This is a genomic window from Stenotrophomonas sp. STK16_22, from assembly GCF_051984505.1.
Lineage (GTDB): Bacteria > Pseudomonadota > Gammaproteobacteria > Xanthomonadales > Xanthomonadaceae > Stenotrophomonas > Stenotrophomonas maltophilia_A.
Genome location: NZ_CP196972.1, coordinates 4,614,790 through 4,640,242, shown reverse-complemented (window position 1 = coordinate 4,640,242; position 25,453 = coordinate 4,614,790). Strand labels below are relative to the sequence as shown.

Below are 25,453 nucleotides of genomic sequence, written 5' to 3'. Positions count from 1 at the left end.
ATGACCAAGAATGAACTGTTCGAACGCATCGTCAGCATCCTGACCGACAGCTTCGAGATCGAAACCGCCCGGATCACCCCCGAGGCCCGCCTGTACGACGACCTGGACATCGACAGCATCGACGCGGTCGACCTGATCGTTCAGCTGAAGCCGCTGCTCGGCCGCAACCTGCAGCCGGAAGCGTTCAAGGCTGTGCGTACCGTGCAGGACATCGTCGATGTGGTGCACAGGCTGCTGCCGGACCAGGCAGCCGCCTGACCGCAGCGCCGGCGGCTCCACCATGGCACGCGCACGCACGGTCGTGGTGGCTGCGATCTCGCTGGCCTACCCGGTGCTGGTGTACCTGGCGATGGGCCGCTTCGAGCCACGCTGGTTGTCGCTGCTGCTGTTCACCCTGGCCCTGCTGCGCGCGCTGAGTACGCGTCAGCCGCTGTGGTGGGCCGCGGCCGCCGGCACCGGCCTGCTGGCGGTGCTGGCCACTGTGCTCAACCAGGCCCTGCCGCTGAAGCTGTACCCGGCGCTGGTCAACGCAGTGATGCTGGCGGTATTCGGCACCAGCCTGCGTTTCGGCCCGCCGCTGGTGGAACGCCTGGCACGGCTGCAGGAACCGGACCTGCCCCCGTTCGCGGTGGCCTATACCCGCCGCGTCACCCAGGTGTGGTGCGGCTTCTTCGTTCTCAACGGCAGCCTGGCCCTGCTGACCGCGCTGTACGCGTCGGACCGGGTCTGGATGCTCTACAACGGATTGTTGGCGTACGTGATGATGGGCGTGTTGTTCGCAGGTGAGTGGCTGGTGCGGCGGCGGGTGAAGGCGGCGCACGCGCATGGCTGAGTGGATTGCCCTGGACCGGCTGCTGCTGGAGGCGCGGCGGCATCGAAGCGTTGGCGTCTGCGATGGCGAGGTGATCGACCACGCCCGCTTCCGCCAGCGCGTACTGGCCTGGCGCGCCGCGTTTGCGGCGGCCGAAGGCCGTGACTGGGCCCTGTATTTCGATGATGCGGTGGCCTTTGCCGCTGCGTTGTTCGGTGCCTGGCATGCCGGCAAGCGGGTGTTCCTGGCTGCCGACAATCTGCCGGCCACGCTGCAGGCGCTGCAGCCGCAGGTGAGTGGTTTCGCAGGCGATGTGTCCGCCGATTATCGTCCGCTGGCGGCGCTGGACGCCGCACCGGACGAGGGTCTTCAGGCGCTGGACGAGCGCGCCTGCGAGCTGTGCGTGTTCACCTCCGGCAGCACCGGACAGCCCAGTGCGATCAACAAGCGCATGGACCAGCTGACGCGCGAGGTGGACGCACTTCACGCTGCGTTCGGCACGCAGCTGGAAGGCGTGCAGGTGCATGGCACGGTGTCGCACCAGCACATCTATGGCCTGCTGTTCCGCGTGCTGTGGCCGCTGGCTGCCGGCCGCCTGATCCATCCACGCCGGTTCTTCCACGAAGATCTGGTGGGTGCGCTGGCCGGTACCGATACGGTGCTGGTCGCGACCCCGGCCCACCTCAAGCGCCTGCCCGGGCAGCTCGACTGGGCCAGCCTGCATGGCCGCCTGCGCGCGGTATTCTCCTCTGGCGGCCCGCTGCCGGAAGAAGCCGCACGCCAGGTGCGGCAGTGGCTGGGCGTGGCACCGACCGAGGTCTTTGGCAGCAGCGAGACCGGCGGCATCGCCTGGCGCCGCTGGGACACCGACCTGCCGCCGTGGCAGCCGCTGCCCGGCGTGCAGTGGCGCATCGAGGAGGGCTGCCTGGCGGTGGCCTCCGCACATCTGGAAACCCCGGATTGGTGGCGTACCCAGGACCGCGTTGAAGCGTTGGCCGATGGCCGCTTCCGCCTGCTGGGCCGCGCCGACCGCATCGTCAAGATTGAAGAGCGCCGCGTTTCGCTGGATGCACTGGAACGTGCGTTGCGCGAAGACGCCGAAGTGGATGACGTGCGCGTGCTGGTGCTGCCCGGGCAGCGCGAGCAGCTGGCCGCGGTGGTGGTACCGGCCGACCCGACGCTGCTGGAGGGCGGTGAGGCCGCGCGCCGCGCGCTGGGCCAGCGCCTTGGCACACGCCTGGCACAGGCTCATGACGCGGTCACCCGGCCGCGCCGCTGGCGGCTGGTGCCGGCGCTGCCGATCAACGCACAGGGCAAGGTCACCCAGGCGGCACTGGCAGCGTTGTTCCAGCCGCTGATGCCGGTGCCGGTCTGGGATCACCGCGATGCGGCCAGCGCCACGCTGCGGATGACCCTGGACCCGGCGCTGCGGCCGTTCCAGGGCCACTTCCCGCAGGCGGCGATCCTGCCCGGCGTGGCCCAGCTGGACTGGGCGGTGCGGTTTGGCCGCCAGTTGTTCGCCATGCCGGCAGTGTTCCTGCGCATGGATGCGGTGAAGTTCCAGCACGTGGCCCGCCCGGGCGATGAGCTGACCCTGCAGCTGGACTGGGATGCCGCACGCAACGTGATGGCCTTCCGTTACACCTCCAGGCACGGTGTGCATGCCAGCGGCAAAGTGGTCTTCGCCGATGCGGACTGATCCGGCCGGTGCCGGTGCCGCGTTCGCGCCACTGGTGGTGATTCCCGTCTACGACCACGAGCACGCCATCGCGGCGGTGGTCGACGGCGTGCAGGCCGCCGGCCTGCCGTGCCTGCTGGTCGACGATGGCTCGCATGAGGCGTGCGCGGCAGCACTGCGTTCGCTGGCACAGCGCCAGGGCGTCGACCTGCTGCGCCTGGACGTCAACCAGGGCAAGGGCGGGGCGATGCTGGCCGGTTTCGCCGAAGCCGGCGCGCGAGGCTACAGCCACGTGCTGCAGATCGATGCCGACGGCCAGCACGATACCCGCGATCTGCCACGCTTCATCGAAGCGGCGCGCGCCCATCCCGAGGCGGTGATCTGTGGCATTCCGGCCTACGACGCCAGCGTTCCCAAGGCGCGCCTGTATGGCCGCTACGCGACCCACATCTGGGTCTGGATCAACACACTGTCGCTGCACCTGCGCGACACCATGTGCGGCTTCCGCGTGTATCCACTGCCGCCAGTGCTGCGCCTGGTCGGCGAAGAGACCATCGGCCGGCGCATGGATTTCGATACCGAAGTGATGGTGCGCCTGTACTGGCGGCACCTGCCGGTCGAGCACCTGGCCACGCGCGTGACCTATCCATCCGATGGCGTCTCGCACTTCGATGTGTGGCGCGACAACGTGCGCATCAGCCGCATGCACACCCGCTTGTTCTTCGGCATGCTCTGGCGCGCACCGCGCCTGCTGTGGCGCCGCCTGCGGGGGCAGCGCTGAGATGGCGGCCGCGCAGGGGGCCCCGCACTGGGCCGACATCGGCGAATCGACGTCGGTGGCCGGCGTGCTGTTCCTGTGCTGGGTGCACCGCTGGTTCGGGCGCTGGCCGTTCCGCCTGTGCGTGTGGCCGGTGGTGGCCTGCCACTGGCTGGGCAACCGCGTTGGCCGCCAGGCCTCGATGCAGTACCTGCAGCGGCTGCAGGCATACAGCGGCGTGCTCGGCCGCACGCCGACCCGGGGTGACAGCCTGCGCCACTTCTTCGCGTTTGCCGACACGATGCTGGACAAGATCCTCGGCCTGGGCGGACGCTATCCGGCCGAACGCATCCACCTGCATCGCGACCTGGTGCTGGAAAAGATCGCGCGCCGCGAAGGCGGGCTGATCCTGACCGCGCACATCGGCTGCCTGGAACTGTGCCAGGTGCTGGCCGAACAGGTGCCTGGGTTCCGCATCACTGTGCTGGTGCACACCGCGCATGCGCAGCGCTTCAACCGCCTGCTGCAGCGGCTGGACCCGCTGGCGGCGGTGGAGCTGGTGCAGGTAACCGAAATGGGCCCGGCCACGGCGGTGATGCTGGCAGAGCGCGTGGCGGCCGGTGGCTTCGTCGCCATCGTCGGCGACCGCACGCCGGTGCAGGGCGGCCGCAGCGTCACTGCCGATTTCCTTGGCCACCGCGCCCCGTTCCCGATCGGCGCCTATGTGCTCGCCGCCGCGCTGGGTTGCCCGGTCTACACCATGGCCTGCCTGCACCAGGGCGAGGGCTATCGCGTGGCGTTTGAACAGTTCGCCGAACGCATCGTGCTGCCGCGTGGTTCGCGCGACGCCGCACTGGCAGAACAGGCACAGCGCTTCGCGCGCTGGCTGGAACTCCAGGTCATCCAGTCCCCGTTGGACTGGTTCAATTTCTTCCCCTTCTGGGATCAGGCTCCGCATGACGACTGACGCCGTACCCGTGTGCCGCTTTGGCGATGCACCGTTGACCATCGAAGACGTGGTTGCCCTGGCCCAGCGCCAGTGCGAGGCCGCGCTGAGCGACGCGCCGGCGTTCCGCGCGCACATCCAGCGTGGTGCCGACTTCCTCGACCGCCTGCTGCGCGAGGATGGCGTGATCTACGGTGTGACCACCGGCTATGGTGATTCGTGCACGGTGAACATCCCGCCGGCACTGGTGGCTGAACTGCCGCACCACCTGTACACCTACCACGGCTGTGGCCTGGGCCGTTACCTGGACCCGGTCGAGACCCGCGCGGTGCTGGCTGCGCGCCTGGCGTCGCTGGTGCGTGGCATGTCCGGTGTCAGTGTGCCGCTGCTGGAAGGCCTGGCCACACTGCTGCAGCACGACGTGCTGCCGATGATTCCGGCCGAGGGCTCGGTGGGTGCCAGTGGTGACCTGACCCCGCTGTCGTACGTGGCCGCGGTGCTGTGCGGCGAGCGCGAGGTGCTGCACGACGGCCGCGTGCAGCCGGCGGCGGATGTGCTGGCGAAGATCGGCATGACCCCGCTGAAGCTGCGGCCGAAGGAAGGCCTGGCGATCATGAACGGTACCGCGGTGATGACCGGCCTGGCCTGCCTGGCCTGGCAGCGCGCCGATTACCTGGCGCGCATGGCCACGCGGCTGACCGCGTTCAACGTGCTGGCCAGCGACGGCAACGCGCATCACTTCGACGAAACCCTGTTCGCCGCCAAGCCGCACCCGGGCCAGGGCCGCATCGCCGCGCGCCTGCGCAGCGACCTGCACAGCGAGCGTCCGCCGCGCAATGAACAGCGCCTGCAGGACCGCTACTCGCTGCGCTGCGCGCCGCATGTGATCGGCGTGCTGGAGGACAGCCTGCCGTTCCTGCGCCAGCTGATCGAAACCGAACTGAACAGCGCCAACGACAACCCGCTGATCGATGCTGACGGCGAGCGCATCCTGCACGGCGGTCATTTCTACGGCGGCCACATCGCGCTGGCGATGGACACCCTGAAGAACACCGTGGCCAACGTCGCCGACCTGCTCGACCGGCAGCTGGCGCTGGTGGTCGATGCCCGCTACAACCACGGCCTGCCGGCCAACCTGTCGGCGGCCACCGGCCCGCGCGCGGCCATCAACCATGGCCTGAAGGCGCTGCAGATCAGCGTTTCGGCATGGACCGCCGAAGCGCTGAAGCAGACCATGCCGGCCAGCGTGTTCTCGCGCTCCACCGAATGCCACAACCAGGACAAGGTCAGCATGGGCACCATTGCCGCGCGCGATTGCCTGCGCGTGATCGAGCTGACTGAACAGGTAGTGGCCGCGATGCTGATCGCTGCCCGCCAGGGCCTGGCGCTGCGCGAACGGGTTGGCCTGAACGCGCAGCTGCATGGCAGTCTGGCCGACATGTACGCCGACCTGGGGCAGCGCATCGCCCTGGTTGAAGAAGACCGCGCGCTGGATCGCGAACTGCGGGAACTGCTGGTGGAGATCCGCGCGCAACGTTGGGAGCTGTATGCCGGTGAATGAAGCAATCGAACGGGCCGGCGAGATTTCGCTGACCCCGGCCTTCCATGACTGCGATCCGATGAACGTGGTCTGGCATGGCAACTACTTCAAGTACTTCGAGATCGCGCGCTGCGCGCTGCTCGGCCGCTACGACTACGACTACCCGCAGATGCTCGAATCGGGCTACCTGTGGCCGGTGGTCGATGCGCGGGTGAAGTACGTGCGTCCGTTGCTGTTCAACCAGGCCCTGCGCGTGATCGCGCGCATCGTGGAATGGGAGAACCGGCTGAAGATCGAGTACGAGATCGTCGATGCGCAGAGCGGCCAGGTGCTGACCCGCGCGATGACCATCCAGGTTGCGGTGGACGCTGCCAGCAAGGAAATGCTGTACCAGTGCCCGCCGGTATTGTGGGAACGCCTGGGAGTGCCTGCGCCATGAGCCGAGCGAACCGTTTCGCCCGTGCGCTGCTGTGCGCGCTGCTGCTGGTGGCCGCACCGCTGGTGCAGGCCGCCGATCCGGCCATCGATGCGATCACCCAGGCGGTGGCGCGGCCGGATGTGCTGCGTGGCCAGTTCAGCCAGGAAAAGCAGGTCAGCGGCTTCAAGAATCCGCTGCGTTCGCAGGGCCGCTTCGTGGTCGCGCGTCAGCACGGCGTGATCTGGTCCACGCTCAAGCCGTTCCCCTCCGAGGTGGTGGTCACCGCCGACCGCATCCTCAGCCGCCAGCGCGATGGCAGCACCCGCGTCGAACTCGATGCACGGCAGCAACCGGCGATGCGTTCGGTGAACGCGATCATGTTCGCGCTGATGAGTGGCGACGTGCAGGCGCTGTCCAGCCAGTTCAACGTGGCGGCCAGCCGTGAAGGGCAGGGCTGGCGGCTGCGGCTGACGCCGAAGTCGGCGATGCTGGCCAAGGCGTTCCAGTCGCTGACCCTGCAGGGTGACCGCTACGTGCGCCAGGTCGAGATCGTCGAGGCCAACAAGGACCGCACGCAGATCCAGTTCAGCGCATTGAGCGAGGCACCGGCCACGCTCAACGCCGACGAGGCGCGCCGCTTTGAGTGAGGGTGCAGCATCGAACGCGCCGGACCGGTTGCGGCGCTGGTGGCACTGGCTGGGCATCGCCTGGCTGCTGGTGCTGGTGGTACTGGGCGCGCAGCAGTGGCACCTGTGGAGCCAGCAATCGCGGATCGACACCGACATCCTCGCCCTGCTGCCGCAGGATGCACACGACCGTCTGTTGAGCGATGTCACCCGGCGCATTGCCGATGGCAGTTCGCGGCAGGTGGTGGTGCTGCTGGGCGGCAAGGACGGCGCTGCCGCCAAGCGTGCGCAGGCCGCGTTTGCTGCAGCCATGGCCAAGGACGCCGATCACGCCCTGCTGGTACCCAGCGGCTCGATCGAAGGCTGGTTCGATGAGGCGCGCGCGTTCTACGCGCCGTACCGTGACCGCCTGCTGACCCCGGCCCAGCGCGAGCAGCTGCAGGGCAGCGAGCCGGGCGCGCTGGCCGAACAGGCGTTGGCCGCGCTGTACGGCCCGATGGGCGCGCCGCGCCTGACCGACTGGCGGCAGGACCCGTTGTCGCTGTGGCCGCAATGGTGGCAGCAGCAGGCGCAGGGGTCGGGGCTGCGGTTGGGCGATGACGGCCTGCTTGAAGCCGAGGGCAGGCACTGGGCCGTGCTGCAGTTCGATACGCCCGGCTCGGCGTTCCAGCTGGATGGCGAGCGCCATCTCGATGGCCTGCTGGAACGTGCCGGGCAGGCCGCAAAAGCAGCGGCGCCGGAGCTGGAAATCCTGCACGCCGGCGTGCCGCTGCATGCCGAGGCCGCCGCGGTGCAGGCCAACCAGGAGATCAACACCATCGGTTGGGGGTCGCTGGCGGCGGTGCTGCTGCTGGTGTGGCTGGCATTCCGCTCGCTGCGGCCGATCCTGCTGGTCGCCGCCTCACTGCTGATCGGTTGTGGCGTGGCGCTGGCGGTGACCGTGCTGGTGTTCGGCAAGGTGCACGTGCTGACCCTGGTGTTCGGTGCATCGCTGGTGGGCGTGGCCGAGGACTACGGCATTCACTGGTTCGCCTCGCGCCAGGCCGAGCCGGCCGATCGTCGCTGGAAACTGCTGCGGCATCTGCTGCCTGGCCTGTGGCTGGCCCTGCTGACCAGTGCGCTGGCCTACCTGGCATTGGGCCTGGCCCCGTTCCCGGGCCTGCGCCAGATGGCGCTGTTCTCGGTGGTCGGCCTGGCTGCCGCCTTCCTCACGGTGATCTTCTGGTTCCCGTGGCTGGATGGTGGCGAGATCCGCCAGACCCGCTTCTCGCAGTGGCTGGGCAACACGCTGGAGCGTTTCCCGCGCCTGCATGGCCGCCGCGCGGTGACGATGTTCGTGGTGATCACGCTGGCACTGTCTGCCATCGGCATCGCGCGCCTGCAGAGCAACGACGACCTGCGCAGCCTGCAGTCGTCGCCGCCGGCATTGATGGCGCAGCAGATCCGCCTGAGCCAGTTGCTGGGCATGCCCAGCCCGGCGCAGTTCTACCTGGTGCAGGGTGCCGATGCCGCGCAGCTGCTGCAGCGCGAAGAAGCGCTGACCGAACGCCTGCGTGTATTGGCCAACGACAAGCGCATTGGTGGCTATCGCGCGATCAGCGATTGGCTGCCGTCGCCGTCGCGCCAGCAGGCCGATGCCGCGCTGACCGCGAGGGTGGAACCCGGCGTGCTGTCGGCCGTGTCCGAGGCCGTGGGCGAGCCGCTGCAGCGACCGCAGTTCGCGGCCGCACCACTCAGCGCCGAAGCCTTCCTGGCCTCGCCGGCCTCGCAGCCGTTCCGTCACCTGTGGGTGGGTGAGGTCGGTGAGCAGATGATCAGCGTGGTGATGGTCGATGACCTGTCGCGCGCCGATGCGCTGGCCACCCTGCAGGGTGCGGCCGAAGGCCTGCCGGGCGTGCGCTGGGTGGACCGTACTGCCGACTTCTCCACGCTGCTGGGCCACTACCGCAAGCTGATGGGTGGGCTGCTGCTGGTCGGCATCGCGCTGGTGTTCGGCGCGCTGTGGCTGCGCTACCGCCGCCAGGCCTGGCGCGTGTTCGCACCGACCCTGATTGCCGGTGCCTTGACCCTGGGCCTGCTGGGTCTGTTCGGCCAGCCGCTGCAGCTGTTCAACGTGCTGGCACTGATGCTGCTGCTGGGCATGGGCATTGACTACGGCATCTTCCTGATCGAGCACCGTGGCGATGCCAGCGCCTGGCTGGCAGTGTGCGTGGGCGCGGCCAGCACCTGGCTGTCGTTCGGCCTGCTGGGCCTGTCGCAGACCCCAGCGCTGCGCGCGTTCGGCCTGACCCTGCTGTTCGGCATCGGCCTGGTCTGGCTGATCTCGCCGCTGTTCCGGCCGCCGCCACATGACCTGCCGCCAGCTTGAACCTGTCTTCCGACTTCCTTCTTTCCACCTGATCGAGCAACAAGGACGCACCGATGAATACTGCTGTGGATGCTGTCGAACGTACTGAAATCCTGATCATCGGTGCGGGCCCGGCCGGCTCGGTGGCCGCGGCGATGCTGCGCCAGCAGGGCCGCCAGGTGCTGATGCTGGAGCGCCAGCAGTTCCCGCGCTTCTCGATCGGTGAAAGCCTGCTGCCGCAGAGCATGGAGTACATCGAAGCGGCAGGCCTGCTGCAGGACGTGGTCGAAGCGGGCTTCCAGCACAAGAACGGCGCCGCGTTCGTGCATGGCGAGGCGCGCACCGCGTTCGACTTCAGGAAGAAGTTCTCGCCAGGTTGGGGCACCACCTACCAGGTGCAGCGCGCCGACTTCGACAACGTGCTGGCGCGCGGCGCCGAACGCATGGGCACCACGCTGCGCTTCGGTGATGAAGTGCTGTCGGTTGAAGCGGGCGAGCAGCCGGCGGTGACCGTGCGCCGTCCGGACGGCAGCGAGTACCGCATCGAAGCCGATTTCATCCTCGATGCATCCGGTTTCGCACGCCTGCTGCCGCGCCTGCTGCAGCTGGAATCGCCGTCCAACTTCCCGGTGCGCGGCGCGATCTTCTGCCACGTGCGCGACAACATTCCGGCCGAAGCGGACTTCGATCGCAACAAGATCCTGATCACCACCCATCCCGAGCACATCGACGTCTGGTACTGGACGATCCCGTTCTCCAACGGCTGCTGCTCGCTGGGCGTGGTCGCCGAGCCGTCGTTCTTCGAGCGCTACGAGGGCGACGACCTGCAGAAGCTGCAGGCCATCGTCGGCGAGGACCCCAACCTGACCCGGCTGCTGGCCAACGCCGAATGGGCGGTGCTGCCGGTGCGCCGCATCACCGGTTACTCGGCCAATGTCAGCTCGTTGTGGGGCCCGGGCTACGCCCTGCTGGGCAATGCCGGCGAGTTCCTCGACCCGGTGTTCTCCTCCGGCGTCACCATCGCCTTCAAGTCCGCGCAGCTGGCCAGCGAATGCCTGGCGCGCCGCTATGCCGGCGAAACCGTCGACTGGGAAGCTGAATTCTCGATCCCGCTGCGTGCCGGCGTGAAGACCTTCCGCCGCTTCGTTGAAAGCTGGTACGAGGGCGGCTTCCAGAAGATCATCTACCACCCGCAGCAGCAGCCCGAAGTACGCGACATGATCAGTTCCATCCTGGCCGGCTACGCCTGGGACACCAACAACCCGTATGTGGCCGACGAAAGCGGCCGCCGCATGCGCGTGCTGGAGCAGCTGTGCAGCGCCTGATCGCCCGTACCGCGGCCGTGCTGCTGTGCCTGCTGCTGGCCGCCTGTGCCGGCCGCATGCCCAAGCCATTGGTGGAACTGCCGCCGCTGCGCCTGTCGCCGGCCAGCCTGCCGGCGCCGCTGGCATTGCAGCAGCAGCTGCATTTCCGTTTCGGTACGCATGAGCGCGACCTGGATGCTCTGCTGGAAGCCGATGCGCAGCAGGTGCAGCTGGCGGTGCAGGCGATGGGCCAGACCGGCGTGCGCCTGCAGTGGGACGGCCAGCAGCTGACCCAGCAGCGCGCACCGTGGCTGCCGCCGCAGGTGCGTGCCGAGCGCGTGCTGGATGACCTGCAGTTCGCGCTGTGGCCGACCGCGGCCATTGCCGCCGCGTTGCCGGCAGGTTGGCAGGTCAGCGATGACCGCCGGCAGCGCAGCCTGTCGCGCGACGGCACGGTGTGGCTGCAGCTGCAGCGCCTGGACGATGGCAGCGTGCAGCTGGACAACCGCGCCGAAGGCTACGCCCTGCGCATCGAATCGATCGACATGGCCGGGCAGGACCGATGAGTGCACCGATCTACCTGAACGACCTGGGCGTGGTCTGTGCGCTCGGCGATGGCCGCGCCGCGGTCGCGTCGGCGATGTTCGCTGATGTGCCGGGTGGGCTCAGCGACAACGACAGCCTGCTGCCGGGGCGCACCCTGGCGCTGGGAGAGGTGCGCACGCCGCTGCCGGCGCTGGAGGACCTGCCGGTGGCCCTGCGCGGGCGCAACAACGCCCTGCTGGACGTGGCACTGGCGCAGATCGCACCAGCGGTGGCCGCCGCGATCGCCCGCCATGGTGCCGAGCGTGTGGCGGTGGTGCTGGGCACCAGCACCTCGGGCATTGGTGAATCCGAGCAGGCCCTGCGCACCCACGCCGAACAGGGCCAGTGGCCGCAGGGCTTCGATTACGCCCAGCAGGAAATGGGCACCGCCGCGCAGTTCGTGCGCCAGCGCAGTGGTGCACAGGGGCCGGCATGGACCCTGTCCACCGCCTGCTCGTCCAGCGCCAAGGCGCTGATGTCGGCCGCGCGCATGCTGCGCGCCGGCATCGTCGATGCGGTGATTGCCGGCGGTGCCGATTCGCTGTGCCGCTTCACCGTGGCCGGCTTCAGCGCGCTGGAATCGGTGTCGGCACTGCGCTGCAATCCGTTCTCGCAGCACCGCTCCGGCATCAACATCGGCGAGGGCGCCGCGCTGTTCCTGCTTACCCGCGAGCCGGGTCCGGTGTGCCTGGCCGGGTGGGGCGAATCGGCCGATGCCCATCACATGTCCGCCCCCGATCCGCAGGGGATGGGGGCCATCGACGCCCTGCAGCAGGCGCTGCTGCGCGCCGGCTGGGGCGCCGACGAAGTGGATTACGTGAACCTGCATGGCACCGCCACCGGGCACAACGATGCGATGGAAAGCCTGGCGGTCTCGCAGGTGCTGGGCAACGGCGTGCCGGCCAGTTCGACCAAGCCGCTGACCGGCCATACGCTGGGTGCCTCGGGCGCGATCGAGGCGGCGCTGTGCTGGATCCTGCTGGCCGAGAACCCACAGCAGCAGCTGCCGCCGCACTGGTGGGACGGCGTGCCCGACCCCGCACTGCCGGTGCTGCCGCTGGTCGCGCCGGGCTCCTGCCTGGCGCAGGCGCCGCGGCGGGTGCTGAGCAATTCGTTCGCCTTCGGCGGCAGCAATGCCGTGCTGGCACTGGAGCGTCGATGAACACGCTGTACGCGATCGAGGACGTGGTGCCGCACCGCCAGGACATGTGCCTGCTGGAGCGCATCACGCAGTGGGACCAGGACACCCTCGAGGCTGAACTGGTGGTGCCCGAATCCGGCCTGTTCGTGGAGAACGGCGAAGTGCCGGCGTGGGTCGGCATCGAATACATGGCGCAGGCCATCGCGGCCTGGGCCGGCTGCCGCGCGCGTGCGGCCGGCAAGCCGCAGCAGCTGGGCTTCCTGCTCGGCAGCCGCCGCTACAGCAGCGCGCGCAGCAGCTTCCCCAGCGGTTCGCGGCTGCGCGTACAGGCGCGCTGCGAGCTGTTGGGTGACAATGGATTGGGGATGTTCGCCTGCCGCATCCTGGCGGGCGAGGACGAATGGGCGACAGCCAACGTGTCGGTGTTCGAACCGGCCGACGCGATGGCCTATCTGGAGAGTGGACAGGCATGACAGGGAATCGAAGCGTGCTGGTGACCGGCGCCAGCCGGGGCATCGGCCGGGCCATCGCGCTGCGCATCGCGCGCGATGGCTTCGACGTGGTGGTGCATTGCCGCAGCCGCCTGGAAGAGGCACAGGCCGTGGTGGCCGAGATCCAGGCCATGGGCCAGCAGGCCCGCGTGCTGGCGTTCGACGTAGCCGACCGCGAGGCCGCACGCGCCGCGCTGGAGGCCGATGTCGAAGCGCACGGCGCGTACTACGGCGTGGTCTGCAATGCCGGTATTGCCCGTGATGGCGCCTTCCCGGCGCTGTCGGCGGAGGATTGGGACCAGGTCATCCACACCAACCTGGATGGCTTCTACAACGTGCTGCATCCGCTGATCATGCCGATGGTGCGGCGGCGCAAGCCGGGCCGCATCGTCACCCTGTCGTCGGTGTCCGGGCTGGCCGGCAACCGCGGCCAGGTCAACTACAGTGCCGCCAAGGCCGGCATCATCGGTGCCACCAAGGCGCTGGCACTGGAACTGGCCAGCCGCCAGATCACCGTCAACTGCGTGGCCCCGGGCCTGATCGAGACCGAAATGCTCAACGATGAAGTGATCGAACACGCGCTCAAGCTGATTCCCGCCGGCCGCGTCGGTCGTCCCGACGAAGTGGCGGCCACGGTGGCGTTCCTGCTGTCCGAGCCGGCCGGCTACATCACCCGCCAGGTGATCTCGGTGAACGGAGGCATGCTCTGATGGCTGCCGATCGTCGCGTGGTGGTCACCGGTGCGGCCGCCATCAGTCCGCTCGGCCACGACTGGCCCACCATCGAAGCGCACCTGCGCAGCTGCCGCAATGCCGTGCGCACGATGCCCGAATGGGATGTCTATGCCGGCCTGAACACCAAGCTGGCCGCGCCGGCGCAGGACTTCGAGCTGCCGCCGAACTACAACCGCAAGACCACCCGCTCGATGGGCAAGGTCGCGATCATGTCGGTGCGCGCCACCGAGGTGGCACTGCGCGAGGCTGGCCTGCACGAGCACCCGGTGCTGCGCAGTGGCCGTACCGGCGTGGCCTACGGTTCGTCCTCGGGCAGCCACGAGGCCACCGGTGAATTCGGCCGCATGCTCAACGAGTTCACCACCGACGGCATCAGTGCCACCACCTACCTGAAGATGATGAGCCACACCGCGCCGGTCAACATCGGTGTGTTCTTTGGTTTGTCCGGGCGCGTCTACACCACCTCCAGTGCCTGCACCTCGGGCAGCCAGGGCGTGGGCGCGGCCTACGAAGCGATCCGCAGCGGCAAGCAGACGGTGATGGTGGCTGGCGGTGCCGAGCAGCTCGATGCCACTGCCGCGGCAGTGTTCGACACCCTGTTCGCCACCAGTGTGCGCAATGATGCGCCGCAGACCACGCCGCGCCCGTTCGATGCCGGCCGCGATGGCCTGGTGCTGGGCGAGGGTGCCTGCACGCTGATCCTGGAAGACCTGGAGCACGCGCAGGCGCGCGGTGCCACCATCCTTGCCGAGGTGGTCGGCTACGGCACCAACAGCGATGGCCAGCACGTCACCCAGCCCAGTGCCGACACCATGGCCCAGGCCATGCGCCTGGCGCTGGAGGATGCCGGGCTGGACGCGGCGCAGATCGACTACGTCAACGCCCACGGCACCGCCACCGACCACGGTGACATCGCCGAGACCCAGGCCACCGCGCAGGTGTTCGGCAGCCGCATGCCGATCAGCTCGCTGAAGAGCTACGTCGGCCACATGCTGGGCGCCTGTGGTGCGTTCGAGGCCTGGATGAGCATCGAGATGATGCGCGCCGGCTGGTTCGCGCCCACCCTGAACCTGGCCGAGGTCGATCCACGCTGCGGCCAGCTCGACTTCATCACCGGGCAGGGCCGTGAACTGCAGGCTGAGTACGTGATGAGCAACAACTTCGCCTTCGGTGGCATCAACACCTCGCTGGTGTTCCGCCGCTGGAGCGAGTGATCCACCGCCCCACCACCGCTGTTCCCGCAACCTACCCGCACCCTCGACAAGGAGATGTTCCGATGCGCCGCACCCTGATGATCGCCACGGCCACCGCGCTGCTGGCCCTGACCTCCACCGCCTCCGCCCGCGACACCCGCGTGGAGCAGTCCCTGCAGGAACTGGTCAGCTCGCAGGCTGCCAAGGACGCCGGCATCGACGGCAGCGTCCGCTTCTACCTGGCCGGCCAGCCGGTCAGCGTGCAGCAGCGCCTGGGCGAAGACGTGACCAACAAGAAGACCAACGCCGCCAACAAGAGCGACGCCGAGGCCTGCCGCTGGGTTGCGCTGTCGGCGCTGCGCGCGCTGCAGGACGGTGCCAAGTCGCGCGGTGCCAACGCCGTGGTCGACATCGTCAGCTACTACAAGAAGAACGAGTTCAAGAGCAGCACCAACTACGAATGCTATGCCGGTGCGATCCTCGCCGGTGTCGCGCTGAAGGGCACCTACGCCAAGGTCAAGTAAGCGCCCGTGCGGCGGCGGCGTTGGCTGAACGCCGCCGCCACATTGCTGAATCCCGCCGGGGAAACGCCGCCGATCACGCCGCCATCGTCGGCTGACGGCTTTCCCCGGTGTCGGCTTTCCGACACAATCATGGCTCTTCCCGGGTTATCGTCCCGCGGACATGCACGCCTACGTCTATAAAAGCCAACTCAAGCCGGACACCTACGTCTACGTTCCCCGTCGCGATGATTTCAGCGCGCTGCCTGCGCCGCTGCTCACCTCGCTGGGGACGCTCGCCTTCGTCCTGGACGTGGCCCTGGATGCCCAGCGCCGCCTGGCCCAGGCCGATCCGGAAAAGGTCCGCAGCGAAATGAGCGAGCGCGGGTTCTACCTGCAGGTGCCGCCATCGGTGGCCAGCCTGATGCCGCGCCACTATGACTGACACGTCCCGTCCGCGCGCCCTGTCGATCGCCTTCGCCGTGGGTGCCGTGCTGGCGCTGGGCGCCGCTGTGGGCGGCGTTCCAGGCGCCATCCTTGCGGCACTGGCGCAGCCGGCGTTCGCGCTGGGTGTGTCGTGGTGGCGTCGCAGCCGCGCGCTGCTGCCGCTGAAGATCGTCGCGCGCCAGGACCTGCCGGCGCTGCTGGCGTTGTGGACGGCAGCGCCGCTGTTGCTGGCGCTGCTGCTGGCCTGGCCGCTGGCGGCGCTGCGTGACAGCGGCAGCCTGGCCGCGGTGCTGGGCCTGAGCGTGCTGGTCAGTGCCGGCCTGCTGGCGGCCTGGCGCACCTGGCCGCTGTGGAACGATGTCGAACGCCTGGATGGCAATCTCGCCCAGCATTGGCAGGCGCTGGCCGGACGCGACCTGACCGCCTGGCGCGGTCTCGGTGTCGCCGCGCTGGTGATCGCGCTGGCCGCGCTGGTGGTGCTGCCGGCCTGGCCGGGCCTGTTGCCGGAAGGCGCGCGCTGGCCCGCCGCGCTGGCGGTGGTGCTGCTGTCGCCGGTGCTGCACCTGCTGCTGCAGCGGGTCGCGCCCGCGCCGCTGGTGTCGCTGCGCCCCAGCCCGTTCGCAGCGGCCAGCAGCGAACAGGAACCGATGTTCCCCGCTGCGGCCGAAACCGCGCCGCTGGAGGCGATGGCGCCGCAGGAACTGACACCGGCGCTGTATGAAGCCGCGCGCCAGGGTCGCATCGACCGCGGCCTGCAGCTGCTTCAGGCCGGTGCCGATCCGTATGCGCTACCGGACCCGAACTGGCGCGACCAGCGCAGCCTGGCGGTGCTGGCGGCGGTGCTGCCGGACCTGCGCCTGCTGCGCGAACTGATCGCCCGCGGCGTCGATGTGAATGCGCCGCACCGGGGCATGACCCCGCTGCTGGCCGCCACCCGCGACAGCTGGCACGGCCGTCCCGAAGCGGTGATGACCCTGCTCGCCAACGGTGCCGATTCGCGTGCCATCGACAGCGATGGCAACACCCCGCTGCACCATGCCGCACGCAGTTCCGACCCGGGCGTGGCCGCGCTGCTGCGCGATGCCGCCGCCGAAGTCGACGCGCTGAACAACGAGGGCTGGTCGCCGCTGGCCGTGGCCTGCCAGGTCGGCAACTGGCGCCTGGCCCGCTTCCTGCTCGAACGCGGTGCGCGCAGCGAACCGGCCGAAGGCACCCCGGTGTTGCTGGCCGCGGCCGCCACCGAAGACGACGATCCGGCCGGCGTGCAGCTGCTGCTCAAGCACAAGGCGCGGGCTGACGCGCGTGATCGCCAGCGCCGCAGCGCGCTGCATGAGGCCGCACTGGCTGGCCACGTCGAGATCATCGGCGTGCTGCTGGGTGCCGGTGCCAATCTGGAAGCGCGCGATGCGCTGGGCCGTACGCCGTGGCTGGAAGCTGCCCGTGCCGGTCGCGCTGCCGTGGTCGAGCATCTGCTGCCGCACAAGCCGGATCTGGTTGCGGTGGACGGCGAAGGCCGCAATGCGGTGCAGTTGGCGGCGATGGCCGAGGATGTCTCGCCATTGCTGATCAAGCGCCTGGTCGAGCTGGGCATCGCCGCCGACACCACCGATCCGGTTGGCCGCCGTGCGGTGGACTACGCCGCCGAAGCCGGTCGCTGGGCGATTGTGGCCCTGCTGGACCCGTCCTATCCGTTGCCGGCCGCCGTCAGTGATGGCCTGGCCGAGCGCGGCGAAGCCGCCAGCGCCAGTGGCCTGCTGCCGGACCGTCCGCCGCTGACCCTGCTGCGCGAAGCGCTGGGCTTCGGCAACACCGATGGCATGGCCGCGCTGGCCAAGCTGTGCCAGCCGGAAGAACTGGGTGGCCTGCTGCTCGATCCGGAACTGGCACTGGAGCCGCGTGCGGTCGATTGGCTGCTGGGCCACGGCGCCGATCCCTACGTGCGTGACGCCTGCTCCGACACGCCGATGTTCGCGCTGCTGTCGCGCGGCATCGATGCGGTGCCGGCGTTGCAGGTCATGCTGCAGCGCGGCCTGTCGCCAGCCGGACGCGGTGGCCTGGCGCGCTTCCTTGCCGCCTGCGCACAGCACGATCAGGCCGCCCGCGGCCTGGAGCAGCTGGCGCTGGAACTGCTGGAACGTGGTGCCGATCCGTTCGCGGCCTCGCCGGCGGGTGACCCGCCGTTGTCGCTGGCAGTGCGCCTGGGCTGGCTGCGCCTGCAGCAGGCCCTGCTCAAGGCCGGTGTCGATCGTGAAGCGCGTGACAGCCATGGCATGACCGCATTGCATCTGGCCACCGCATTGGCCCGCGAAGGCGCGCTGAAGCTGCTGGTGCAGCACGGTGCCTCGCCGGAAGCCCGTGCCGCCGACGGCCAGACGCCGCTGGGCGTGGCGCTGTCGATCGGTCGCCGTGACCTGGCCGACTGGCTGGACTGGCGGGTGTGGCCGTTGCCGCGCCGTACTCTGCGCGAGGCCGATCTGCCGGCCGCCGCGATGGCCGGTGATGTGGATGCGGTGCGCCGCCTGATCGATCTGGGATTTGCTGTTGACGCGGTCGATGCACAGGGCTGCACTGCGCTGCTGCGTGCGGCCGGTGGTGGTCACCTGGCGGTGACCGACCTGCTGCTGGCGCGTGGCGCCGATCCGCAGCATGCCGCGGCCAGTGGTGCGACGCCGCTGTCGGCGGCGGTCAGCATGCGCCAAGTGGATATCGTGTCGGCCCTGCTCGATGCCGGCGCCAAGCTGGAACACCGCCTGCCGGGTGGGGTGACCGTGCTGATGCTGGCCTCGGCGCTGGGCCTGCCGGACATCGTCGCGCGCCTGCTCACCGCCGGTGCCGACGTGCATGCCGGTGACGCGCAGCAGCTGGGCCCGCTGCACTGTGCCGCGCTGTACGGTTTCAGTGCCCGCGACCGCTCGCGTTTGCTGGCCCTGCTCGACACCCTGCTGCTGGCCGGTGCCGAACCGGACCAGGCCGCCGCCGGTTCGGTCACGCCGCTGCTGCTGCTGCTGGGTGCGCGTGCCGAGCCGGGTACCGCCTGCGACGAGCAGGTGGTGATGGCGGCGGTAGAGCGCCTGCTGGACGAGGACGTGAGCCTGGACGTGCGTGATCCGCGCGGTTTCGGCCCGCTGCATCTGGCCGCCCTGCACGGCCTGCCACTGCTGGTGCAGCGCCTGCTGCGCGCCGGTGCCGATCCGGAAGTGCGCGACAGCCTCAACCGCAGCCCGCGCGAGATCGCGGTGATGCGTGGCTTCATTGATGTGGCCGGCGAGTTCGAGCCGCGCGTGCCGGGCGTTTCGTCGATGGCGCGGTTCCTGCGCGACAACGGCTGATCGCTGGAAATGGGTAGTGCCGGCCGCTGGCCGGCAACCTCATGAAACCACCGGAATCTCGAGGCTGCCGGCCAGCGGCCGGCACTACCGCAATCTGTGGTGGGTGCCGACCGTTGGTCGGCACGCCTACTTGCCGTCGCTTTCCGCGTCGGCCTCGAACAGGTGCATCAGGTCGTTGCGTGCATCGCGCGAGGTCTGGATCACCGCCGCCTCGTCGTCGTACACCAGGTACTGGTCGCGCAGCAGCTGCTCGTCGTGCTCACGGAAGCGCTGCACGTGGCGTTCAGCCACTTCAGGTGCAACACCCAATGCAGTCAGCACGCGCCCGCTCATTTCCAGGCTGGTGCCGAACACTTCGCGGAACGGCTCAGCCGACATGTCCATCAGGCGCCACGCATGCTGGCGGTTGCGTGCACGCGCCAGCACCTTCGCGTCCGGGTACAGCCGGCGCACCATGCGCACTGCACGCAGGTTGGTCTCCGGGTCGTCCACGGTGATCACGAACACATCGATGTGCTCGCCGCCGGCCGCGCGCAGCATCTCCGGCCGGGTCGGGTCGCCGTAGTACAGCTGGTTGCCGAAGCGGCGCAGGTCGGCCACGGTATCGGGGTTCGCTTCCAGTGCCACGAACGGCACCTTCTGCGCGGTCAGCAGGCGCGCGATGACCTGGCCGAAGCGGCCCATGCCGGCGATCAGCACCTTCGGCCGGTTGTCCGGCGCCACCTTGTCGGCCTCGGCTGCCTCGCGCGGCGTTGCCTTCTCCTGGCCGAGCAGCTTGAGCAGCGCGATCATCAGCAGTGGCGTGATCGCCATCGACAGGCCGACGATCGCCACCAGGCGGTCATGGTTGGCGTTGCCCAGCAGGTGCGCGCGCTGCGCTTCGTTGAACACCACGAAGGCGAACTCGCCGCCCAGCCACAGCACGCTGCCCAGTAGCAGCGAGTGCCGTGAACTGAGCTTTGCGATGCGCCCGATCACGTACAGCAGGCTGAATTTGACCACCAGCAGGATCGCCACGCCGGCGGCGATCAGCCACGGCTCGGCAACGATGCGGTCGAGGTCGATGCCCATGCCCACCGCAATGAAGAACAGGCCCAGCAGCAGCCCCTTGAACGGCTCGATCTGCGCTTCCAGTTCGTGCCGGAACTCCGAATCGGACAGCAGCACGCCGGCCAGGAACGCGCCCAGGCTGGGGCTGAGGCCGGCCTCCTGCATGAACCAGGCGGTGCCCAGCACCACCAGCAGTGCGGTGGCGGTGAATACTTCCGGGCTGCGGGTACGCGCGATGATGCCGAACACCCTGCGCAGCACCGGTCGCCCGCACAGGATCACCACCGCCAGCGCGCCGAGGGCCACGGCGGCGTCTTCCCAGCGCAGGGTCTCGTTCTTTACCCCGCCCAGCAGCGGGATGGCCGCCAGCAGCGGAATCGCGATCAGGTCCTGGAACAGCAGGATGGCGAACCCGAGCCGGCCATGGTCGCTGTTGATCGACTTGTGTTCTGACAGCAGCTGCAGGCCGACCGCGGTGGATGACAGCGCCAGCGCCACGCCCACCACCAGCGCGCTTTTCCACTGGAAATGGTCGAGCAGCAGCAGGCCGCCCAGCACCAGCCCGGACAGCGCCACCTGTGCCGCACCGGCACCAAACACCGAGCGCCGCATCACCTTCAGGCGGGCCGGCGACAGTTCCAGACCGATCACGAACAGCAGCATCACCACGCCGATCTCGGCGGCGCCGAGGATGCGGTCGGCGTCCTGCACGAAGCCCAGCCCGTCCGGGCCCAGCACCACACCGGCCGCCAGGTAGCCCAGCACCGCGCCGAAGCCGAACTTCTTGAACACCGGCACGGCGATGACCGCCGCCAGCAGCAGCACCAGGGCCAGTTCCAGACCACCGCTATGCATGGGAATACCTGGTCATCGGGGAAGCCCGCAGTGCGTCCGTTCGGGTGGGGGAAGGGGAGGCGAGTGCCACCGCGTCATTATGCGCGCCGGCCTGTGTATGCACGAGAACAACCTGCCGGGCAGGCGCCCTGCGCAAGGCTGCCGGGTTGACCTGCAATGGCCCACGGGTCCAGACTGCCCGCCGCTGGCGGCGCGTCCGCCAGCACACGCATCCCGGAGTCCCCAACCCATGTCCAGCGACAGTAGAAGTCGACCTCGTTCGACGCCAGCGATGGCCACCGCCTGACATCGGGACGGTTTGCCTGCGTTGGTGTTGCGCGAGGTCGCACCCCCACAAGGCAAAACCGATGAACCAGAAGCAATTGCTGCGCCCGGTGGCCGATGCCGCCGCACTGGCCGCACCCCTGGCGAACTACAACACCGCCGACGCGGTGGAATTCCTCAATACGCTGGAACTGACGCGCGCTGCGGAAACGCTGGCGGCGCTGCCGTTGCCGCGCGCGGTGAAGATGCTCGAAGCACCGGAGCTGCACCGCAGCGGCGAGCTGGTGGCCGCGCTGCCGCCGGCGCGGGCTGCGGCGCTGCTGGGCCTGATGGCCGATGACCGCGCCACCGACATCGTCCACGAGCTGGATGAGGAAGAACGCGCGCGGCTGATCCCGCTGCTGGGCACCGACGCCCGCCAGGCCATCCAGAAGCTGCTCAGCTACCCACCGAACACTGCCGGTGCGCTGATGACCACCGAGTACGTGGCGGTGCCTGCCAGCTGGACGGTGGCGCAGACCCTGCAGCACATCCGCCAGGTCGAGCGCACCCGCGAGACGGTGTACGCGATCTACGTGCTGGACCCAGCCAGCCAGCAGCTGCAGCAGGTAGTGACCATGCGCCGGCTGATCACCGGCCTGCCCGAGGAATCGATCCTGGATGTGGCCCAGGTCAACCCGCCGGTGACCGTGGATGCGCTGATGGACCAGGAGGAAGTGGCGCGGCTGATCCGCCGCCACGACCTGCTGGCGATCCCGGTGGTCGACGACCAGCAGCAGATGCTTGGCATCGTCACCGTGGACGACGTGCTCGATGCGCTGATCGAGGAGTCCACCGAAGACGCGCACAAGTTCGGCGGCATGGAAGCGCTGGACAAGCCGTACATGCAGATCGGCTTCTTCGAGATGCTGCGCAAACGCGCCGGCTGGCTGAGCGTGCTGTTCCTGGGCGAGATGCTGACCGCGAGCGCGATGCAGCACTACGAGGATGAACTGGCGCGCGCCGTGGTGCTGACCCTGTTCATTCCGCTGATCATGAGTTCGGGCGGCAACTCCGGCTCGCAGGCTACCTCGCTGCTGATCCGCAGCCTGGCACTGCGCGAACTGCGCCTGCGTGACTGGTGGAAGGTGGCCCTGCGCGAAGTGCCCACCGGCATGGTGCTGGGCGCGATCCTTGGCTGCCTGGCCATCGTGCGTATCGTTATCTGGCAGCTGGGCGGCCTGCACGACTACGGCGAGCACTGGATCCTGCTGGCGATCACCATCGGCGCCGCGCTGGTCGGCATCGTCACCTTCGGCTCGCTGTCCGGCTCGATGCTGCCCTTCATCCTGAAACGGCTCGGCTTCGACCCGGCCAGCGCTTCGGCGCCGTTCGTGGCCACCCTGGTGGACGTGACCGGACTGGTGATCTATTTCAGCATCGCCGCGATGATCCTGCACGGCACACTGTTGTAAACCGGGGTCGGTTAAGGGGTCGGATCCCTTCGCGCAGCGAAGGGCTCTGACCCCTGAAGCACCGTGCCCCGGTAGTTGCCGACCTTGGTCGGCACGCAAGGGTCAGATCCCTTTCCTGGGGAAAGGGACCTGACCCCATCGCCATGGAATTTGGTTACCGTAGGCGCATGAGTACCTACCACCTGCAGTCTGTGTTCCGTCCGCAGTCGGTCGCGGTGATCGGCGGCAGTCCGCGTGAGCGTTCGGCCGGGCGCGCGGTGATGCGCAACCTGCGTGGCACTGGCTTCCCCGGCAAGGTGGCCTGGATCAACCCGCGGCATGCCGAGATCGATGGCATCCGCACGATCAAGCGGTTGAAGGATCTGGACTGGGTACCGGACCTGGTCGTCATCACCGCACCGGCGGCGATCGTGCCGCAGGTAGTGCGTACCGCAGCCGAACGCGGCGTGCAGGCCGCGATCATCCTCACCGCGCACCTGGGCGAAGGCCCGGGCTCGTTGTCGGAACAGGTGGAAACGGTGGCGCGCAAGCATGGCCTGCGCATCCTGGGCCCGCACTGCCTGGGTGTGATCGCACCGCATGCGCGGCTCAATGCCAGCATCGCCGCGCACTTCCCGCAGGCCGGTGACCTCGCGCTGATCTCCGAATCCTCGGCGATTGCGGCGGCGCTGGTGGAATGGGGTGTGGCGCGCTCGGTCGGCTTCTCCGCCGTGGTCTCGCTGGGCGACACGATGGACGTCGACTTCGGTGACCTGCTCGACTACTTCGCCACCGACTACCGCACCCGCGCCATCCTGCTCTATGTCGAGCAGATCAAGGATGCGCGCAAGTTCATGTCGGCCGCGCGTGCCGCCGCCCGCGCCAAGCCGGTGGTGGTGGTGAAGTCCGGCCGCGCCGAGCGCGTGCAGCCGGGCAGCCGCGATACCCATGTGCAGGCCCTGGCCCGCGCCGACGATGTGTACGGTGCAGCCTTCAACCGCGCCGGCCTGCTGCGCGTGGGCGCGCTGGACGAACTGTTCACGGCCGCCGAATCGTTGGGCCGGTTGGGGACCTTCCCCGGTCGTCGCCTGGCCATTCTCAGCAATGGTGGCGGTGTCGGCCGCCTGGCCGTGGACCAGCTCATTGCACTGCGTGGCACGCTGGCCAACCTGTCCGACAGCACGGTCGAGAAACTCGACGCCGTGCTGCCGCAGGGCTGGTCGCGCAGCAACCCGGTCGACATCGTGGTCGACGCCGATGGTGATCGCTATGCCGCCGCCATCGAGGCGCTGCTGGCCGACAACGAGAATGATGCGGTGATGGTGGTCAACGTGCCGACCGCATTCACTTCATCCGCAGACGCCGCACAGGCGCTTACCCGCACGCTCGGATTGCGCCCGCGCCATTACCGCGACAAGCCGGTGTTCGCGGTGTGGCTGGGCAACGATGACCAGGCCACCGCCACGCTCAACGCGGCACGGGTGCCGACCTATCCGACCGAGGCCGAAGCGGTGCGCGGCTTCCAGCATCTGGTGCGTTACCGCGAAGCGCAGAACGCCCTGATGGAAACACCACCCAGCCTGCCGCAGGATTTCAGTGTCGACACGGCCGCCGCGCGCGCACTGGTCGATGCCGCCCTGGCCAACGGCCAGCAGTGGCTGGACCCGCTGGCCACGCATGAACTGCTCAAGGCCTATGGCATTCCGTCCGCGCCGGTGATGCATGCGCGCGATGCGCACGAGGCGATGGACCTGGCGCAGCCGCTGCTGGAACGCGGTGCTACGGTCGCACTGAAGATCCTGTCGCCGGATATTCCGCACAAGTCCGAAGTGGATGGTGTGCGCCTGAACCTGGCGGCGCTGCCGGCGGTGCAGAGCGCGGCCCATGCGATCCTGTCGCGCGCGCGCCAGCTGCGGCCGGATGCACGCATCGATGGCCTGCTGGTACAGCCGACCATCGTCCGCCCGAAGGCGCGCGAACTGATCGTCGGCATCGCCGATGACGCGACGTTCGGTCCGGTGATCGTGGTCGGTCGCGGCGGCACTGCCGTCGAAGTGATCAATGACAAGGCGCTGGCGCTGCCGCCGCTGGACCTGCGCCTGGCCCACGAGCTGATCGGCCAGACCCGCGCCTCGCGCATCCTCAAGGCTTACGGTGACGTGCCGGCGGCTGACGAGCGCGCACTGGCGCTGGCGCTGGTGAAGCTTGCACAACTGGCTGCCGATATCCCCGAGGTGCGCACGCTGGACATCAACCCGCTGCTGGTCGACGGCAAGGGCATCCTCGCCCTCGATGCCCGCGTAGCGGTGGCGCCGTCGCGCATCCTGCACAAGGGCCGCGGCCATCCGCGTTTCTCGGTGTTCCCGTACCCGAAGGAGTGGGAGCGCACCATCGAGCTGTCCGATGGCGGCCGTGCCTTCGTGCGCCCGGTGCGGCCGGAGGACGACGCACTGTTCCGTGCGTTCTTCGCCCGCGTCAGTGACGAGGATCTGCGCCTGCGTTTCTTCCAGTCGGTGAAGCACTTCAGCCACGAGTTCATCGCGCGCCTGACCCAGCTCGATTACGCACGCTCGATCGCGCTGGTGGCGATCGAACCGCGCAGCGGCGAAATGCTGGGTGCGGTGCGCCTGCACGCCGATGCCGATTACCATCGTGGCGAGTACGGCATCCTGATCCGTTCGGACCTGAAGGGCCACGGCATCGGCTGGCGGTTGATGGCGATCATGATCGAGTACGCCAAGTGGCTGGGCCTGGACGTGGTCGAAGGCCAGGTGCTGCGCGAGAACAGCACCATGCTGGCGATGTGCCAGAGCCTGGGCTTCAAGACCAGGCTGGATCCAGACGATCCGACGGTGATGATGGTGACCCTGCCGGTGCAGCAGGTCGAAGTACCGCAAACCCCGATGTAGAACCGAGGCTACGCTCGGATGTTCCAGAGGCAGCCGAGCACGGGCTTGTATGTTCCTTGTATGTTCCTCCCGGCTCCTACGCGGTATGTAGGAGC

Annotated in this window: 21 protein-coding genes; 20 read left to right on the top strand and 1 reads right to left on the bottom strand. The window is 68.8% G+C overall.

Annotated features, from left to right (window positions below):
- From ACSYAO_RS21425 to ACSYAO_RS21340, 18 genes are all read left to right on the top strand, one after another.
- Positions 1–258, top strand: coding sequence for an acyl carrier protein (locus tag ACSYAO_RS21425; protein ID WP_006402206.1), 258 nt, complete (start codon positions 1–3; stop codon positions 256–258).
- Between the two features lie 22 nt (positions 259–280).
- On the top strand, positions 281–832 hold the full coding sequence (locus tag ACSYAO_RS21420; RefSeq protein WP_012512473.1) for a membrane protein: 552 nt from the start codon (positions 281–283) through the stop codon (positions 830–832).
- Positions 825–2,510 (top strand): ApeI family dehydratase, encoded by a 1,686-nt coding sequence (locus tag ACSYAO_RS21415; protein ID WP_049462288.1) that lies wholly within the window; start codon positions 825–827, stop codon positions 2,508–2,510. The genes ACSYAO_RS21420 and ACSYAO_RS21415 overlap by 8 nt, the downstream gene beginning before the upstream one ends.
- Complete coding sequence (locus tag ACSYAO_RS21410) at positions 2,500–3,270, top strand: glycosyltransferase family 2 protein (RefSeq protein WP_049462289.1); 771 nt, start codon at positions 2,500–2,502, stop codon at positions 3,268–3,270. The genes ACSYAO_RS21415 and ACSYAO_RS21410 overlap by 11 nt, the downstream gene beginning before the upstream one ends.
- 1 nt (position 3,271) lies before the next feature.
- Positions 3,272–4,213, top strand: coding sequence for an LpxL/LpxP family acyltransferase (locus ACSYAO_RS21405; RefSeq protein ID WP_049424200.1), 942 nt, complete (start codon positions 3,272–3,274; stop codon positions 4,211–4,213).
- Entirely contained in the window at positions 4,203–5,753 is a 1,551-nt protein-coding gene (locus tag ACSYAO_RS21400) for an HAL/PAL/TAL family ammonia-lyase (RefSeq protein WP_049462290.1), read from the top strand. Before ACSYAO_RS21405 ends, ACSYAO_RS21400 begins: the two co-directional genes overlap by 11 nt.
- Positions 5,740–6,171 carry an acyl-CoA thioesterase gene (locus tag ACSYAO_RS21395; RefSeq protein WP_049462291.1) on the top strand — a complete coding sequence of 144 codons (432 nt, stop codon included), beginning with the start codon at positions 5,740–5,742 and terminating at the stop codon, positions 6,169–6,171. Before ACSYAO_RS21400 ends, ACSYAO_RS21395 begins: the two co-directional genes overlap by 14 nt.
- Positions 6,168–6,797, top strand: a complete 630-nt coding sequence (locus tag ACSYAO_RS21390; protein ID WP_049462292.1) for an outer membrane lipoprotein carrier protein LolA — start codon at positions 6,168–6,170, stop codon at positions 6,795–6,797. Before ACSYAO_RS21395 ends, ACSYAO_RS21390 begins: the two co-directional genes overlap by 4 nt.
- Complete coding sequence (locus tag ACSYAO_RS21385; RefSeq protein ID WP_049462293.1) at positions 6,790–9,144, top strand: MMPL family transporter; 2,355 nt, start codon at positions 6,790–6,792, stop codon at positions 9,142–9,144. The genes ACSYAO_RS21390 and ACSYAO_RS21385 overlap by 8 nt, the downstream gene beginning before the upstream one ends.
- A 53-nt stretch (positions 9,145–9,197) precedes the next feature.
- Complete coding sequence (locus tag ACSYAO_RS21380; RefSeq protein ID WP_049462294.1) at positions 9,198–10,448, top strand: NAD(P)/FAD-dependent oxidoreductase; 1,251 nt, start codon at positions 9,198–9,200, stop codon at positions 10,446–10,448.
- Entirely contained in the window at positions 10,436–10,993 is a 558-nt protein-coding gene (locus ACSYAO_RS21375; RefSeq protein ID WP_049462295.1) for a DUF3261 domain-containing protein, read from the top strand. Before ACSYAO_RS21380 ends, ACSYAO_RS21375 begins: the two co-directional genes overlap by 13 nt.
- Positions 10,990–12,174 carry a beta-ketoacyl-[acyl-carrier-protein] synthase family protein gene (locus tag ACSYAO_RS21370; protein WP_049424190.1) on the top strand — a complete coding sequence of 395 codons (1,185 nt, stop codon included), beginning with the start codon at positions 10,990–10,992 and terminating at the stop codon, positions 12,172–12,174. Before ACSYAO_RS21375 ends, ACSYAO_RS21370 begins: the two co-directional genes overlap by 4 nt.
- On the top strand, positions 12,171–12,626 hold the full coding sequence (locus ACSYAO_RS21365) for an ApeP family dehydratase (RefSeq protein ID WP_049462296.1): 456 nt from the start codon (positions 12,171–12,173) through the stop codon (positions 12,624–12,626). The genes ACSYAO_RS21370 and ACSYAO_RS21365 overlap by 4 nt, the downstream gene beginning before the upstream one ends.
- The gene (locus tag ACSYAO_RS21360; RefSeq protein ID WP_012512461.1) at positions 12,623–13,354 is read left to right on the top strand and encodes a 3-ketoacyl-ACP reductase FabG2; all 732 of its coding nucleotides are present in this window, start codon (positions 12,623–12,625) and stop codon (positions 13,352–13,354) included. The genes ACSYAO_RS21365 and ACSYAO_RS21360 overlap by 4 nt, the downstream gene beginning before the upstream one ends.
- The gene (locus ACSYAO_RS21355) at positions 13,354–14,592 is read left to right on the top strand and encodes a beta-ketoacyl-ACP synthase (protein ID WP_049462297.1); all 1,239 of its coding nucleotides are present in this window, start codon (positions 13,354–13,356) and stop codon (positions 14,590–14,592) included. The genes ACSYAO_RS21360 and ACSYAO_RS21355 overlap by 1 nt, the downstream gene beginning before the upstream one ends.
- 62 nt (positions 14,593–14,654) lie before the next feature.
- Complete coding sequence (locus ACSYAO_RS21350; protein WP_049454153.1) at positions 14,655–15,095, top strand: hypothetical protein; 441 nt, start codon at positions 14,655–14,657, stop codon at positions 15,093–15,095.
- A 160-nt stretch (positions 15,096–15,255) separates the two neighbouring features.
- On the top strand, positions 15,256–15,516 hold the full coding sequence (locus ACSYAO_RS21345) for a YcgL domain-containing protein (RefSeq protein WP_010482302.1): 261 nt from the start codon (positions 15,256–15,258) through the stop codon (positions 15,514–15,516).
- Complete coding sequence (locus tag ACSYAO_RS21340) at positions 15,509–18,847, top strand: ankyrin repeat domain-containing protein (RefSeq protein ID WP_049462298.1); 3,339 nt, start codon at positions 15,509–15,511, stop codon at positions 18,845–18,847. Before ACSYAO_RS21345 ends, ACSYAO_RS21340 begins: the two co-directional genes overlap by 8 nt.
- A gap of 126 nt (positions 18,848–18,973) precedes the next feature.
- Here ACSYAO_RS21340 and ACSYAO_RS21335 read toward each other — a convergent pair whose 3' ends face one another.
- On the bottom strand, positions 18,974–20,752 hold the full coding sequence (locus tag ACSYAO_RS21335) for a monovalent cation:proton antiporter-2 (CPA2) family protein (protein ID WP_049462129.1): 1,779 nt from the start codon (positions 20,750–20,752) through the stop codon (positions 18,974–18,976).
- Positions 20,753–21,099: 347 nt separating this feature from the next.
- On the opposite strand from ACSYAO_RS21335, the gene mgtE reads away from it, so the two are divergent.
- Both mgtE and ACSYAO_RS21325 read left to right on the top strand, forming a co-directional pair.
- On the top strand, positions 21,100–22,470 hold the full coding sequence (gene mgtE / locus ACSYAO_RS21330) for a magnesium transporter (RefSeq protein ID WP_032129164.1): 1,371 nt from the start codon (positions 21,100–21,102) through the stop codon (positions 22,468–22,470).
- A gap of 167 nt (positions 22,471–22,637) precedes the next feature.
- Positions 22,638–25,358 (top strand): bifunctional acetate--CoA ligase family protein/GNAT family N-acetyltransferase, encoded by a 2,721-nt coding sequence (locus tag ACSYAO_RS21325; RefSeq protein ID WP_049462128.1) that lies wholly within the window; start codon positions 22,638–22,640, stop codon positions 25,356–25,358.
- Positions 25,359–25,453: the final 95 nt, after the last annotated feature.

What these genes read in the sequence shown, in the direction of transcription:
- ACSYAO_RS21425 (WP_006402206.1), top strand. Translation starts at nt 1, where the DNA reads ATGACCAAGAATGAACTGTTCGAACGCATCGTCAGCATCCTGACCGAC.
- ACSYAO_RS21420 (WP_012512473.1), top strand. Translation starts at nt 281, where the DNA reads ATGGCACGCGCACGCACGGTCGTGGTGGCTGCGATCTCGCTGGCCTAC.
- ACSYAO_RS21415 (WP_049462288.1), top strand. Translation starts at nt 825, where the DNA reads ATGGCTGAGTGGATTGCCCTGGACCGGCTGCTGCTGGAGGCGCGGCGG.
- ACSYAO_RS21410 (WP_049462289.1), top strand. Translation starts at nt 2,500, where the DNA reads ATGCGGACTGATCCGGCCGGTGCCGGTGCCGCGTTCGCGCCACTGGTG.
- ACSYAO_RS21405 (WP_049424200.1), top strand. Translation starts at nt 3,272, where the DNA reads ATGGCGGCCGCGCAGGGGGCCCCGCACTGGGCCGACATCGGCGAATCG.
- ACSYAO_RS21400 (WP_049462290.1), top strand. Translation starts at nt 4,203, where the DNA reads ATGACGACTGACGCCGTACCCGTGTGCCGCTTTGGCGATGCACCGTTG.
- ACSYAO_RS21395 (WP_049462291.1), top strand. Translation starts at nt 5,740, where the DNA reads ATGCCGGTGAATGAAGCAATCGAACGGGCCGGCGAGATTTCGCTGACC.
- ACSYAO_RS21390 (WP_049462292.1), top strand. Translation starts at nt 6,168, where the DNA reads ATGAGCCGAGCGAACCGTTTCGCCCGTGCGCTGCTGTGCGCGCTGCTG.
- ACSYAO_RS21380 (WP_049462294.1), top strand. Translation starts at nt 9,198, where the DNA reads ATGAATACTGCTGTGGATGCTGTCGAACGTACTGAAATCCTGATCATC.
- ACSYAO_RS21370 (WP_049424190.1), top strand. Translation starts at nt 10,990, where the DNA reads ATGAGTGCACCGATCTACCTGAACGACCTGGGCGTGGTCTGTGCGCTC.
- ACSYAO_RS21365 (WP_049462296.1), top strand. Translation starts at nt 12,171, where the DNA reads ATGAACACGCTGTACGCGATCGAGGACGTGGTGCCGCACCGCCAGGAC.
- ACSYAO_RS21360 (WP_012512461.1), top strand. Translation starts at nt 12,623, where the DNA reads ATGACAGGGAATCGAAGCGTGCTGGTGACCGGCGCCAGCCGGGGCATC.
- ACSYAO_RS21355 (WP_049462297.1), top strand. Translation starts at nt 13,354, where the DNA reads ATGGCTGCCGATCGTCGCGTGGTGGTCACCGGTGCGGCCGCCATCAGT.
- ACSYAO_RS21350 (WP_049454153.1), top strand. Translation starts at nt 14,655, where the DNA reads ATGCGCCGCACCCTGATGATCGCCACGGCCACCGCGCTGCTGGCCCTG.
- ACSYAO_RS21345 (WP_010482302.1), top strand. Translation starts at nt 15,256, where the DNA reads ATGCACGCCTACGTCTATAAAAGCCAACTCAAGCCGGACACCTACGTC.
- ACSYAO_RS21340 (WP_049462298.1), top strand. Translation starts at nt 15,509, where the DNA reads ATGACTGACACGTCCCGTCCGCGCGCCCTGTCGATCGCCTTCGCCGTG.
- ACSYAO_RS21335 (WP_049462129.1), bottom strand. Translation starts at nt 20,752, where the DNA reads ATGCATAGCGGTGGTCTGGAACTGGCCCTGGTGCTGCTGCTGGCGGCG.
- mgtE (WP_032129164.1), top strand. Translation starts at nt 21,100, where the DNA reads ATGAACCAGAAGCAATTGCTGCGCCCGGTGGCCGATGCCGCCGCACTG.
- ACSYAO_RS21325 (WP_049462128.1), top strand. Translation starts at nt 22,638, where the DNA reads ATGAGTACCTACCACCTGCAGTCTGTGTTCCGTCCGCAGTCGGTCGCG.